The following is a 12,354-nucleotide window of genomic DNA, read 5'->3' on the forward strand; positions in this document are numbered from 1 at the left end:
GAAAGCTGGCTCTGATGCGATACACAGAAAGGGATGCCTGTTTCCCCCCGCCTGCTTGTTTGCGCCCTCAGCCTGCTGCTACCGCTCACTGCCTGCATCCCGCAGCAGGCTGAGCGGGATACCGCCGCGATATCCACGCCGACGCCGCCTCCCGACCTTGGCGCGGATGCTACCACGGCGCGGCTGGCCGAACCAGAGCCGGTCTGGACCGCGCAGCAGGTCGTCCCCAACGCCCGCATTGTCGCAGAGTCCAGCTATGTCGTGCATCCGGGCGACACGCTGCGCGGGGTCGGCAATCGCACCGGGGCCGGATCGGAAATGATCGCGAAGGCCAATGACCTGTCACCACCCTACGCCCTGCGCGTCGGGCAAACGCTCGCGATACCCGGTGGCCGTTATCACCTCGTCGCTGAAGGGGAGACAGGGATTGCCATCGCCGCAGCCTATGCCGTCCCGTGGAGGCGCATCGTCGAGGCGAACGGCCTGGAGGAACCCTATGTCCTGCGGCGCGGGCAGCGCCTGTTGCTGCCCGATGCTCCGGCTGGCGATGCACGATCGCTGGAGCAGCGAGCGGCTGCATTCCGCATCGACATTGACGATGTGCTGACCGGCGGCCAGCCTGCCGCGCGGGACAATGCGCCCGTGATGGCCGCGTCCAGCAGGCCCAGGCCCCTCCCCTCCAATGCGCCGATCGCCCAGCCGACGGCGTTCGCGGGCAGCTTTGCCTGGCCGCTGCGCGGGACCATCCTCTCCCGCTTCGGGCCGGGCCAAAGCGGGTCCAGAAATAATGGCATCGACATCGCCGCCCCGGCCGGCACGCCGATCCGCGCATCAGCCGATGGCGTCGTCGCCTATGCCGGCGATAAGGTGGCCGTGTTTGGCGGACTGGTGCTGATCAACCATGGCAGCGGATGGGTCAGCGCCTATGGCCATGCCAGCCGCGTCGACGTGGTGCGCGGACAGAAAGTGACCAAGGGGCAGGTGATCGGCCTGTCGGGCGATACCGGCTACGCCAGCAAGCCCAAATTGCATTTCGAATTGCGCAAGGACCGCGCGCCGGTCGACCCGCTTGGCAAGCTGCCCCCGGCATGAGGATCGACAAGGCAAACGCCCCGTCGGCCATGGCGGGCTTTCTGCGACGCAGATCGTCCATGCCGATGTGGATGGACCTGACCTGGCGCGTCCTGCTCCTCTTCGGCCTCATCTCGCTGGTCCTGCTTCTACACTGGATCGGGCGGGACGGGCTGAAGGATAATCTCGACAACCAGATCAGCTTCATCGACGTGCTATATTTCACGACCGTCACCGTCACGACCGTGGGCTATGGCGACATCGTCCCGATCACGCCGGAAGCTCGCCTGTTCGAGGCCCTGTTCGTGACGCCGATCCGGCTCTTTGTCTGGCTGATCTTCCTCGGCACGGCGTATAATCTCTTTCTCCGCAACATTTTTTACAGGTGGCGCATGGCACGCATCCAGGCCGATCTGCACAATCACATCATCGTCACCGGTTTCGGCACCAGCGGGCAGGAAGCCGTGCATGAACTGCTGGCGCGTGGCACCGATCCGCGCGAAATCGTCGTCATCGATGGCAGCGAAAAGGCGCTGGAACTGGCCGAAGCCCATGGCTGCAACATATTGTGCGGCGATTCGACGCGCGACAAGACATTGAAGGATGTCGCGATTCACCGCGCGCGCAGCATGATCGTGTCTGCGGGGCGTGACGACACGTCGATCCTGATCACCCTGACGGCCCGCCATCTGGCCCCTCGCCTGCCAATCAGCATCGTCGTGCGGAACGAGGATAATGAAGTGCCCGCGCGACAGGCCGGCGCGACGACGGTCATTAATCCCGTAAGTTTCGCCGGGCTGCTGCTGGCCGGCAGCACGACCGGCGAACATATTGCCGATTACATGGCGGATCTGGCCGCGTCCGGGGGCCGGGTGAAACTGATCGAACGGGCGGTGCTGCCGCAGGAAATTGGCCAGCCGCTGTCCGCCATCCGAACCGGCCTTGGTGTGAGGGTGTATCGGGGCAACCGCCCCATCGGTTTCTGGGAGGAGGATTCCAAGCAGTTGCAGACAGGCGATGTCATCATCGAAATCGCCGAAGGCGACGGCCATGGGAACACCCTGCCCCCGGTCTGATTCGTTTCCCGTGACATTCGCGCCAAAAATCCCTATGTGCGCGCCGATCATGGCAACCAAAATTCCAGACGCGCCGAAAATCGGCATGGTGTCGCTCGGCTGTCCCAAAAATCTGGTCGATTCCGAGCGTATCCTGACCAAGCTGCGATCCGACGGCTATCAGATGTCCGCAGATTATGCGGGCGCTGACGTCGTGCTCGTCAACACTTGCGGCTTTCTGGATTCGGCCAAGGAAGAATCGCTCGAAGCGATCGGCGAAGCGATCGCGGAAAATGGCCGCGTTATCGTGACCGGCTGCATGGGTGACGAGGCCGACGTCATCCGCGCGAAATTCCCCCAAGTGCTCGCCGTCACGGGCGCACATCAATATGAGCAGGTGGTCAATGCCGTACATGACGCCTCCCCGCCCATTCCCAACGCCTTTGTCGACCTGGTGCCCGAAGGTGGCCTGAAGCTGACGCCGCGCCATTACAGCTATCTGAAGATCAGCGAAGGCTGCAACCACCGCTGTTCCTTCTGCATCATCCCCTCGATCCGCGGCGATCTGGTCAGCCGCCGCATTGATGCCGTGCTCCGGGAAGCGGAAAAGCTGGTCGCGGCGGGGACGAAGGAATTGCTGGTCATCAGCCAGGATACGTCCGCCTATGGCGTCGATACCCGGCATGACGTGCGCCAGTGGAAGGGCCGCGATATCCGCGCGCACATGACGGACCTCGCTCGCGAACTGGGGCAATTGCGCACGACGGAAGGCCGCGCGCCCTGGGTTCGGCTCCACTATGTCTATCCTTATCCCCATGTCGATCAGGTCATTCCGCTAATGGCGGACGGCCTGCTGACGCCCTATCTCGACATCCCCTTCCAGCACGCCGCACCGAATGTGCTCAAGGCGATGAAGCGGCCGGCCAATGAGGCCAAGGTGCTCGATCGCATCCGCAAATGGCGCGCCATCTGTCCCGATATCGCGATCCGGTCATCCTTCGTGGTGGGCTTTCCGGGTGAAACGGAAGCCGATTTCCAATATCTGCTCGACTGGCTGGACGAAGCGCAGCTCGACCGCGTCGGCGCGTTCCGCTTCGAACCCGTGGAGGGCGCGGCGGCCAATGCCCTGCCCGATGCCGTGCCCGAAGAGGTAAAGGAAGAACGTTACCAGCGGATCATGGAAAAGACCGCCGCGATCAGCGCCGCGAAATTGCAGGCGAAGATCGGCCGCATACTGCCCGTCATCATCGACGAAGTGGGCGAGCCCGACGAGGAGGACGGCTCCGTCGGCGCGACCGCGCGCTCGCAGGCCGACGCGCCGGAGATCGACGGCAACGTCTTTTTGCGCGACGTGGGTGAGGGACGCCGGGCCGGCGACATCGTCGACATTCTGGTCGAGGATGCCGACGATCACGATCTCTATGGCGTTCCGGCCTGAACCACGGGCCGTCCCGCCAAAACCTTGCGCATGACGATCAGGGCTTTGCGAACGCGTCCTGATATTCGGTCTTGATGGCTTTGCGCATGGCGGCGTCCACCGGCAGCGTGACCTCATAGGTGCCTTCGGCATAAGGGCCGGCGCTATAGGGACCGATGATGACGGTCATGCTGTCGATCAGCTTGCCGTCTTTCGAGGTGGGGACGAGCACTTGCTCCATCGGGTCAATGCATTTGGTGAATTCATCATCCCCGGCCACGACCGGCTCCCCGCGCTTTTCCGCACGCTGCTTGTCGAGTTCCGCGCAGAAACGGTCCCGGATGGCGGCGGCAAAGGCCGTGGGCGATGTCATCAACGCCTTGACGCTGGTTTCGCGCTGGCGGACCTTGTCCCACAGAACCACGTCATAGCCGGTCATGCCATGGGCACCGCCCGAATAGACATAGGTCTGCGATCGCAAGGACAGGAATCGCGGCGTATCGGCCGCCACCGTCCATTCCGTCTCCAGACTATGGGGCCGGAACGGATAGCCGGACGCCTTGGCCGACGCGCTATCTTCCTGCGCCATTTTGAGCGCGTCGGCCTTGCTGCTCTCCATTGCTTTGCGAAACGTGTTGACCAAAGCGGGGATGGCTGCGGCTTCCGCAGGATAAGAATAGGCAAATTCGAGCAGTTCGCTCTTGTCGCTCTGTGAAAAGGGCGCTGCGGGGGATGACGGCGGCGGCGTCGCGCCCGCCATGTTATTGGCGAATTGCGTGGCTGCTGCGCTGGACACCGCATTGCCGGCAGCCTCGTCGCCGGTGGGCGAGCATGCCACCGCAAGCAGCGCCGCCGCCGCGATCATCCCGCCGCCGCGCATCAGTGAGCCTGCGCCTGTGCGGCGCGGCAGCGCTCACCAATGGCCTTGCGCGCATAGTCGCTTTCCAGGGCGCGTCCGGCATTGGACCAGCCTTCGGCGATCAAAGCCTGCTGAACGGCATTGCCATTGTCGAAGCGACCGGTTTCGGCGAGCGCATAGGCCCTGGCGCGAGCCGCCTGCAGGCTGCGGTCATCTGCATAAGTCATCGTCCATCTCCTTGTTTCTTCTGGCGTTCCTTTTAGGCCCATCGGCCTTGCGAGGCAAAGTCACATTGGGTCGGCCGTGCCGCGCGCGCGACGGGAAATTGCCTCTTCCCCTCCTCGGGGAGTTTCCCTTACACCGGCAGCATGATCGACTTTTCCGACCTGCTCAAGCCAGACAACCAACAGCCAGCGCACATGATCCAATTACTGGATCCGGGCAGCTACGAAGGCTGGAGCAGCGAGCAATCTGCCTCAATTCGCAGCATGCTTTCCGCACAGAAGTTTCGCGGCAAGATTGGCGACCATGCGCTGTTGTGGGGTGAAGGCCAGCAGGACTGGTCAGTCGTCGCCGTCGTGCCTGATCGGGAGAAAATGGGGCCATGGTGCCTCGCCAAGCTGGCCGAAGCCCTGCCGGAAGGCCAATATCGCCTCGCCGACGGACGGGCGGGTGAGGCGGCGCTTGGCTGGCTGTTGGCGCACTATCGTTTCGATCGTTATCGCCAGGACGACAATGGCACGAGCGCCAGGGTGCTTTTGACCCAGGACGTCGCTCGCATCGAACCGATGCTGCATCTGGCCCGCGCGACCGCCTTGGTGCGCGATCTGGTCAATATCCCGGCCGCCGACATGGGGCCGCCCGACCTGGAGCAGGCGGTGCAACGCGTCGCGCAACTGTTTGGAGCGCACGTCACTACAACGCGGGGCGACGCGCTGGAACAGGGCTTTCCGATGATCCACGCCGTCGGCAAGGCGGCCGACCGCAGTTTCGCCCCGCGCCTGATAGAATTGGAATGGGGCGACCCGTCCCACCCTCGTCTAGCGCTGGCGGGCAAGGGCATCTGCTTTGACAGCGGCGGGCTGGACATCAAACCGTCATCGGGCATGCGCCTGATGAAGAAGGACATGGGCGGGGCCGCCCACGCGCTGGGCCTGGCGAAATTGATCATGTCAAGCCGCCTGCCGGTCCGGCTGCACCTGCTGATCGCTGCGGCCGAAAACGCCATTGGCGCCAACGCCTTTCGCCCTGGCGACATATTGCGCAGCCGCAAGGGCCTGACCGTCGAAATCGGCAACACCGATGCGGAAGGCCGCCTTGTCCTGGGGGACGCCCTCACCCGCGCTGGCGAGGAAAAGCCAGACCTGGTGATAGATTTCGCGACGTTGACTGGGGCGGCGCGCGTCGCGGTCGGGCCCGATCTGCCGGCCTTATTCTGCAACGATGATGCGCTGGCCGCGCAGGCTTTGGCGCATGGCGCCGCCGTTGAGGACCCGCTCTGGCGGTTGCCTTTGTGGGACCCCTATGCCGATATGCTGAAATCTGACTTGGCCGATATCAACAATGCCGGAGACGGCGGCTTTGCCGGCGCGATCACCGCAGCCTTGTTCCTGAAACGCTTTGTCCCGGACAATATACCCTGGCTCCACCTCGACACATTTGCCTGGCGTCCGGCGGCAAAACCAGGCCGGCCCAAGGGCGGAGAGGCGCTGGGCATGCGCGCCATATTCCAGTTGCTTCAGGAGCGCTATCGCCCCCAACGATGACGCATTTACAAAGGCCTATCCGTTACGCAACCGGATTGGCCATCGCGCGTTAAGCGGGCATGAACGCCCTTTCAGCCAGTCACTCCGCCGCCGAGATCAACCGCCCGGGCATCCCGTCGCTGCGTCAATGGATGTCGACGCTGGTCGATTATGTGCGTTCGGGCAAACCAGACCTGACCAATCGCCAGATGGCGTTGATGATGACCGTGTATATCAGTTCCGGGCCGCATACCGTGCGTGGCCTTGCCGAAACGCTGCATGTGTCGAAGCCGGTCATCACCCGCGCGCTCAATAAATTGTCGGCGCTCGGCTATCTGCGGCGGGAGCGCGATGTTGCGGACCGCCGCAATATTTTCATCACGCGAACCCCCAAGGGCGCGGAATTTCTTGACGCCTTTAACCTTTTCATCGCAGGAACCGCGCGCGATGAACGGACTGACACCCCCGCTGCGGAGCGCTCCGCCTGAAAGAACCCGGTTCAGGCTGCAAGGCCGTTCGGTTGCGCTGGACCGGCGCGTTCATGCCGCGCGCGGCGACCTTGCCGATCTCTCACTGGCCGGCACGCTTTTTTCGGCTCATTATGCGCGCGCCGTCGCGCTGACTTGCGTCGCGCCCGGCACTCCCTTGCTGGCGGCAGCGTCCCCCACGGCCGAAGCGGTGAGCGAGTTGGTGCGTGGTGAAATATTTCACGCTCTGGACGTGACCACCGATTGGGCCTGGGGATTTTGCGGGCATGATGGCTATGTCGGCTACATCCGGCGCGACGCGCTCGATGCCGAAGAGCAGCCAACCCACCGGATAACCGCCCTGACTGCCCCCCTGTTCAGCGCGCCCGACATCAAGTCGACGATCGCGGATTATTGGCCGCTCGGCGCCATATTCGCCGGTGACATGGACGGCGCCTTTGCGGCCTGCGCCGAAGGCTTCGTGCATATGCGCCATATCGAGCCGATCGACGCGCCTGTGTCAGACTGGGTTGCGGTAGCCGAGGACCATCTTGGCAAACCCTATGTGTGGGGCGGACGCGGACATCGCGGTATCGATTGTTCCGGGCTGGTCCAGGTCGCACTGGGCCGCGCGGGACTGAGCGTGCCCCGGGACACGGATTTGCAGTGTGAAGGGATCGGGACGCCCATCGACAGCGACGCAAAGCTGGAGCGGGGAGATCTTATTTTCTTCCCCGGCCATGTCGGCATCATGACAGACGGCAGCACCCTCTTGCATGCCAACGCCCATTGGATGGCCGTGGTCAAGGAACCGCTGGCCGACGTCGTCGCGCGCCTGGCGGCTGACCACCCCACACCTATCATCGCGCGGCGCAGGGTAAGCTTATGACGACCAAGGTTTTCATTGACGGTGGTCATGGAACGACCGGGATCGAAATCGCCGAGCGGCTGGCCGGGCGCCCGGAACTCTCGCTGATTGCGCTCGACATTGAGGATCGCAGAAACGCCGCCGCCCGGCGCGACGCGCTGAACGCTGCGGACGTCGTCATCCTGTGCCTGCCCGACGACGCCGCGCGCGAGTCAGTGGCGCTCATCGACAATGACCATACGCGAGTCATCGACGCCTCCACCGCCCATCGCGTCGCTGATGGATGGACCTACGGATTTCCCGAACTGGAACCGGGCCACCGGGAACGCCTGGCGGCCAGTCGCTATGTCGCCAATCCGGGCTGCTGGCCCACGGGCTTTCTGGCATTGATGCGCCCGCTGGTGCTTGCGGGCCTGATTCCTGCCGACTGGCCTGTCACCGTATCGGGGGCATCAGGCTATTCGGGCGGTGGCAAGACGATGATCGCCGACTATGAAGCGTCAGCAGCGCAGCCCAGCGCGTTCCGGCCCTATGGGCTGAATCTCACGCATAAGCATGTGCCGGAAATGACACGCTATTCCGGGCTGACGCACCCGCCCCTCTTCGCACCCGCCGTCGCCAACGCCTATCGCGGGATGATCGTGGAGGTGCCGTTGCAGTTGCGCGCCATGCCCGGCGCGCCATCGCTCGCAGATATTCACGATGTGTTGGCATCGGCCTATGCCGGGTCCCCGATCGTCACGCTGGAAGACAGCGCCGCCATGTCGGGCGTGCCACTGGAATATGTCGGTGCGAGCGACCGTCTGGCCTTGTTCCTGTTCGGCAATCCGGACACCGGCCAGGCCCGGCTGGTCGCCGCGCTCGACAATCTGGGCAAGGGCGCGGCCGGCGCGGCGGTGCAAAATCTCAACATCCTCGCCGGATTGCCCGAAACCGCGGGGCTACGCCTTTAAGCTGACATCAGTGGACGGTGCCTGTCGGTTGGTCGACGGCCAGCAATATGATGAGACGTTCGATCTGCCGCCAGTGGCAGAAATGGATATGGTTGCCCTGGTCGAGGCTTCGGCCGGCGCGAGCGGCCGCTTCATAGCCGGCATTGGCGCCAAATTGGCTGATCAGTTCAGCCGCGTCGTCGATGCTTTTCCGGTCCGACAGATATGGCAATTGCATGGCGCGCCCCCGCTCCCCGTATCGTTGAGACCATATCGACCCAAGAATCGTGCCAAAGATACGGATTGGCCGAGAGGCTGGAACAGCATGATGAAGACGCCCTTAGGCATGTCCCGCGCTGAGACGAATATCCCGTTTCAGGACGCTTCGATCCATTTCGGACAATGGCGCAAAGGCGCTGGCGTCGCCGGGCATAGCATGGCAAGGACCACCCCATGAAGGATCGTCGCTCCACCCCGACCGGATCGGGCGCCATCATCGCGCTGCTGATTCTCGTCGGCACGATCGGCGGCGGACTGCTGGGTCAGCCGACGATCGGACTGCTGAGCGGACTCGCGCTGGGCATCATCATCGCTCTGCTGATTTATCTGGGCGAACGCGGCAAATAAGCGGCGGCGCAGACGGGCAATCACCTTGCCCGAAACCCGATCGCCGCATAGATGTTGGCGCATGAACAAGCATTTCATCATCCTGCCCCTTGTCGCCATCGCGCTCGTTGGCGGTGGTTTTCTCTATCTGGCGCAGGGCGACACGGCCCGATTGCCCGCAGGCGCGGATACGGGCCGGGAACCGGTCTTCACCAGCCCCCGCAGCGAGATGATCCCGACCGTCAACATCGCCGAGGTGAAGCCGTGGAAAGCGGGTGAAAAACCTGTCGCCGCTAAGGGGCTGGCGGTTGAGCGCTTCGCCGAAGGCCTGGCGCATCCGCGATCCATGTTGCGGCTGCCCAATGGCGACATATTGGTCGCGGAAACCAACAGCCCGCCGCGTCCCAAGGACGGCATTGTCCAGCGGGTAATGAATTACCTGATGGACAAGGCAGGCGCCGGCGTTCCCTCCGCCAACCGCATCACACTGCTGCGCGACACCGACAAGGACGGCCGGGCCGACACGAAGACGGCCTTTCTGACTGGGCTCAATTCCCCCTATGGCATGGCCCTGATCGGCGACACGCTTTACGTCGCCAACACCGATGCGCTGATGGCTTTCCCGTATAAGGAAGGCGACACGAAGATCAGCGCCGCCGGGCGCAAGATCATCGACCTGCCCGCCCAATCGCCCAACCAGCATTGGACCAAGAGCATGGTCGCGTCGCCCGACGGGCTGCTGTACATCGGCGTCGGATCGAACAGCAATATCGGCGAAAATGGGCTGGAGCGCGAGCGCAACCGCGCGGTCGTGTTCGAAGTGAACCCCAGGAACGGGTATAAGCGCGTCTTCGCCTCGGGCTTGCGCAACCCTGTGGGCCTTGCCTTCGAACCCAAGAGCGGCGCGCTCTGGGGTGTCGTCAACGAACGCGACATGCTGGGCGCGGACCTGGTTCCCGATTATCTGACGCGGATCGAATTTGGCGCCTTCTATGGCTGGCCGTGGAATTATTGGGGCGGGTATGAGGACCGTCGTGTCCAGCCGCAGCGCCCGGAAATTCGCGAATATACCAAGCGGCCAGATTATGCGCTGGGCAACCATGTCGCGCCGCTCGGCCTGACCTTTGCCGACAAGATGAAACTGGGCGCACCCTTCACCGACGGCGCCTTCGTCGGCCTCCATGGCAGCTGGAACCGCAAGCCCGCCTCCGGTTACAAGGTGGTGTTCGTCGGCTTCGATGACGGGGAGGCCGGCAAGGCGAAGCCGGTCGATGTGCTGACCGGATTCCTGGACGAGGATGGCGACGCCCACGGCCGCCCTGTCGACGTGACGGCCGATGCGCAGGGCGCGTTGCTGGTGAGCGACGATGTCGGCGGGATCGTCTGGCGCGTCACCATGGCACAATGAGCGGCAAGGCTGGCGATCAGATCGTCAGCCCGTTCCTGCCGGCCAGTTCCACGACATATTGCCAGGCGACGCGGCCCGACCGGCTGCCGCGCTGCGTCGCCCATTGAATCGCTTCCAGCCGATCGACGGGGAGCCCCAGCGTTTGCGCATAGCCCTCAACAATCGCGACATAAGCGTCCTGATCGATCGCATGAAAGCCAAGGCTGAGACCGAAGCGATCCGACAGCGCCATCTTGTCGTCTATCACGTCGCGCGGATTGATAGGATCATCCTGCTCGGCCAGGTGGCGGGGCACGATGTGCCGGCGATTGGACGTGACATATAGCCGCACATTGGCCGGCCGAGCGGCCGTCCCGCCTTGCAACAGCGATCGCAGCGCGCGGGCGTCACCAGCCCCCTGCTCATCAAAGCCCAGATCGTCGAGGAACAGTATGAAAGGACGCTCGCTGCCCCGCAGCAGCGCGAACAGCGATGGCAGGCTGGCCAACTGGTCGATGGCGCATTGCATCAGGGCGATGTCACGCCCTTCCCGCTGCAATTTGCCGACGACAGCGGCCACCGCCGCGGATTTGCCAGTCCCGCGCGCCCCCCATAACAGCACGTCATGCGCGGCATAGCCATCAGCCAGACGACGGCTATTGGCGAGCAGCGCCTCCTTCTGCGCGTCGATCCCGGTCAGCAAGTCGTAATCGACTGGCGCAAAATCCTCGACCGGGTGGACGACATGACCGTCCCAGACGTAAGCCGACGCAGTCGACAGGTCAGCGGGAGAAGCCGGAGGCGGCGCCATCCGCTCCAGCGCTTCGGCAATGCGGGTCAAAAGGGCATCGTTCATTTCCTGCCCTTAGATCATTTCCGCAGTGGAGGGAAAGCGCGGCGAACGTCCTGTCATTGTGCTGACGCAATGGCCTTTTACTCGCTCAGCTTGGGGACTATAGCGTGGGGGCCGTGACAATCGCAAATCCAGTCTATTCCACACGATCCTGCCGCTATGGCGCCGAAGCGCTGAGAGAAGCGGCATTGCTGATCCGCGCGGGCGAGCCTGTCGCGGTGCCAACCGAGACAGTCTATGGCCTGGCAGCGGACGCCACCGACACCCATGCCGTCGCCGCGATCTATAGTGCGAAGGGACGTCCCAGCTTCAACCCGCTGATCGTGCATGTCGCGCATATGGACATGGCGCGTACGCTTGCGCATTTCTCCGCGACGGCAGACAGGCTTGCCGAGCGTTTCTGGCCTGGGCCTTTGACCATGGTGCTGCCGGTGCGCGCCGATAGCGGTTTGTCGCATCTGGTGACGGCCGGCTTGCCGACCGTCGCGCTGCGGGTGCCGGCTCATCCCGCGATGCGCGCGCTGATCCGCGAAAGCGGCCGCCCGCTGGCAGCGCCTTCGGCCAATCGCAGCGGCTCGATAAGCCCGACGCGGGCGGAGCATGTGCTGGCGAGCCTGAATGGCAAGGTGCGCATGGTGCTGGACGAAGGGCCAACGAGCGAGGGACTGGAATCGACCATCGCCGCGCCGGAAATGGACCGGATACGGCTATTGCGGCCGGGACCGATCATCGCCGCCATGCTGGGGGAGGCGACTGGGCTGCCCGTGGTCGCAGCGAAAGCGGATGCCGCGATCGAAGCGCCGGGCCAGCTTGAAAGCCATTATGCGCCAGCCAAGCCGGTTCGCCTCGACGCGCTGCGCGCCGAAACGAACGAATATCTGATCGGGTTTGGCCTGATGCCCTGCCACATCAACCTCAGCCCCGAGGCCGATCTGCGCGAAGCAGGCGCCAATCTCTTCGCAGCGTTGCACATGGCCGATGCAAGCGCCGCAGAACGGATCGCCGTGGCGCCGATCCCGATGGAGGGCATAGGGGCCGCGATCAACGACCGCTTGAGGCGTGCGGCCGCCTGATCGTTCAATGGCCAACCTAGC

14 protein-coding genes are annotated in these 12,354 nt (G+C 63.8%); 10 read left to right on the plus strand and 4 right to left on the minus strand.

Annotated features, from left to right (window positions below; all coding sequences use genetic code 11):
- Positions 1 to 33: 33 nt before the first annotated feature.
- The 3 genes from RLDS_RS34120 to rimO are packed head-to-tail and all read left to right on the plus strand — an operon-like array spanning position 34 to position 3,564.
- The gene (locus RLDS_RS34120) at positions 34 to 1,092 is read left to right on the plus strand and encodes a peptidoglycan DD-metalloendopeptidase family protein (RefSeq protein WP_021224925.1); all 1,059 of its coding nucleotides are present in this window, start codon (positions 34 to 36) and stop codon (positions 1,090 to 1,092) included.
- Positions 1,089 to 2,147 (plus strand): potassium channel family protein, encoded by a 1,059-nt coding sequence (locus RLDS_RS34125; protein ID WP_021224926.1) that lies wholly within the window; start codon positions 1,089 to 1,091, stop codon positions 2,145 to 2,147. Before RLDS_RS34120 ends, RLDS_RS34125 begins: the two co-directional genes overlap by 4 nt.
- Positions 2,148 to 2,181: 34 nt before the next feature.
- Complete coding sequence (gene rimO / locus RLDS_RS34130; RefSeq protein WP_021224927.1) at positions 2,182 to 3,564, plus strand: 30S ribosomal protein S12 methylthiotransferase RimO; 1,383 nt, start codon at positions 2,182 to 2,184, stop codon at positions 3,562 to 3,564.
- 37 nt (positions 3,565 to 3,601) lie between these two features.
- Here rimO and RLDS_RS34135 read toward each other — a convergent pair whose 3' ends face one another.
- The gene (locus RLDS_RS34135) at positions 3,602 to 4,423 is read right to left on the minus strand and encodes a PdaC/SigV domain-containing protein (protein WP_021224928.1); all 822 of its coding nucleotides are present in this window, start codon (positions 4,421 to 4,423) and stop codon (positions 3,602 to 3,604) included.
- Positions 4,423 to 4,629 carry a hypothetical protein gene (locus RLDS_RS34140; protein WP_021224929.1) on the minus strand — a complete coding sequence of 69 codons (207 nt, stop codon included), beginning with the start codon at positions 4,627 to 4,629 and terminating at the stop codon, positions 4,423 to 4,425. Before RLDS_RS34140 ends, RLDS_RS34135 begins: the two co-directional genes overlap by 1 nt.
- Before the next feature lie 141 nt (positions 4,630 to 4,770).
- On the opposite strand from RLDS_RS34140, the gene RLDS_RS34145 reads away from it, so the two are divergent.
- Genes RLDS_RS34145 through argC form a run of 4 tightly spaced genes read left to right on the plus strand, consistent with a single transcriptional unit; the run spans position 4,771 to position 8,435 of the window.
- On the plus strand, positions 4,771 to 6,168 hold the full coding sequence (locus RLDS_RS34145) for a leucyl aminopeptidase family protein (protein ID WP_021224930.1): 1,398 nt from the start codon (positions 4,771 to 4,773) through the stop codon (positions 6,166 to 6,168).
- Between the two features lie 59 nt (positions 6,169 to 6,227).
- Positions 6,228 to 6,635, plus strand: coding sequence for a MarR family winged helix-turn-helix transcriptional regulator (locus tag RLDS_RS34150; protein WP_021224931.1), 408 nt, complete (start codon positions 6,228 to 6,230; stop codon positions 6,633 to 6,635).
- Positions 6,595 to 7,503, plus strand: coding sequence for a C40 family peptidase (locus RLDS_RS34155; RefSeq protein ID WP_021224932.1), 909 nt, complete (start codon positions 6,595 to 6,597; stop codon positions 7,501 to 7,503). The genes RLDS_RS34150 and RLDS_RS34155 overlap by 41 nt, the downstream gene beginning before the upstream one ends.
- Positions 7,500 to 8,435, plus strand: a complete 936-nt coding sequence (gene argC / locus RLDS_RS34160) for an N-acetyl-gamma-glutamyl-phosphate reductase (protein ID WP_021224933.1) — start codon at positions 7,500 to 7,502, stop codon at positions 8,433 to 8,435. Before RLDS_RS34155 ends, argC begins: the two co-directional genes overlap by 4 nt.
- Before the next feature lie 7 nt (positions 8,436 to 8,442).
- Here the strand turns inward: argC and RLDS_RS34165 are convergent, their stop codons facing one another.
- Entirely contained in the window at positions 8,443 to 8,652 is a 210-nt protein-coding gene (locus RLDS_RS34165) for a hypothetical protein (RefSeq protein ID WP_021224934.1), read from the minus strand.
- 215 nt (positions 8,653 to 8,867) lie between these two features.
- Between RLDS_RS34165 and RLDS_RS56455 the strand changes: the two genes are divergently transcribed.
- A complete protein-coding gene (locus tag RLDS_RS56455) occupies positions 8,868 to 9,041 on the plus strand; it encodes a hypothetical protein (protein WP_021224935.1) in 174 nt (57 codons plus the stop codon).
- Positions 9,042 to 9,102: 61 nt separating this feature from the next.
- Positions 9,103 to 10,428 (plus strand): PQQ-dependent sugar dehydrogenase, encoded by a 1,326-nt coding sequence (locus tag RLDS_RS34170; protein WP_021224936.1) that lies wholly within the window; start codon positions 9,103 to 9,105, stop codon positions 10,426 to 10,428.
- A gap of 16 nt (positions 10,429 to 10,444) precedes the next feature.
- Here RLDS_RS34170 and RLDS_RS34175 read toward each other — a convergent pair whose 3' ends face one another.
- Entirely contained in the window at positions 10,445 to 11,263 is an 819-nt protein-coding gene (locus RLDS_RS34175) for an ATP-binding protein (RefSeq protein WP_021224937.1), read from the minus strand.
- A 113-nt stretch (positions 11,264 to 11,376) separates the two neighbouring features.
- Between RLDS_RS34175 and RLDS_RS34180 the strand changes: the two genes are divergently transcribed.
- Positions 11,377 to 12,333, plus strand: coding sequence for an L-threonylcarbamoyladenylate synthase (locus tag RLDS_RS34180; protein WP_021224938.1), 957 nt, complete (start codon positions 11,377 to 11,379; stop codon positions 12,331 to 12,333).
- Positions 12,334 to 12,354: the final 21 nt, after the last annotated feature.

The sequence above is a fragment of the Sphingobium lactosutens DS20 genome (assembly GCF_000445105.1).
GTDB lineage: Bacteria > Pseudomonadota > Alphaproteobacteria > Sphingomonadales > Sphingomonadaceae > Sphingobium > Sphingobium lactosutens.